This is a genomic window from Geodermatophilus sp. SYSU D00079, assembly GCF_054050635.1.
The window spans coordinates 1-546 of the sequence record NZ_JBJGZS010000070.1 but is presented as its reverse complement, the minus strand read 5'-3'; the positions used below and the strand labels follow the sequence as shown (position 1 = coordinate 546).

Annotated in this window: 1 protein-coding gene; it reads right to left on the bottom strand. The window is 67.0% G+C overall.

The genetic code is table 11. The features are described 5' to 3' along the window. Positions 1-546: sigma 54-interacting transcriptional regulator (locus ACI79E_RS22425; protein WP_456934788.1), on the bottom strand; the 546-nt coding region annotated here is incomplete at both ends.

Below are 546 nucleotides of genomic sequence, written 5' to 3'. Positions count from 1 at the left end.
GGCCGCGCGGCGACGCCAGCGGGGCGGTCAGCTCGATGGTCTTCTCGCCGAGGATGTAGCCGCGCTGCACCGCATTGCGCAGCTCGCGCACGTTGCCGGGCCAAGCATGGTTGCGCAACACACCGAGTGCCGCGCGCGAGAACACCTTGTCGGCCTGGTGCGCGGCATTGAACTGCGCGAGAAAGTGCAGGGCCAGTTCTTCGATGTCGTCGTCGCGCTCGCGCAGCGGCGGCACGTGCAGTGGCACCACGGCCAGGCGGTACATCAGGTCTTCGCGAAACGCGCCGTCGGCCACGGCCTCCATCAGGTTGCGGTTGGTAGCCGCAATGATGCGCACGCGCGTCTGGTTCGGCTCGGTGCCGCCCACGCGCATGAAGACACCGGTCTCCAGCACACGCAGCAGTTTCACCTGCAGCTCGATCGGCATTTCGGTAATTTCATCAAGGAACAGCGTGCCGCCGTTGGCCAGCACCATCTTCCCGATGCCGCCTTTCTTGCGCGCGCCGGTGAAGGCCAGGTCGCGGGTGAGCTCCAGGTCGCGGCGGA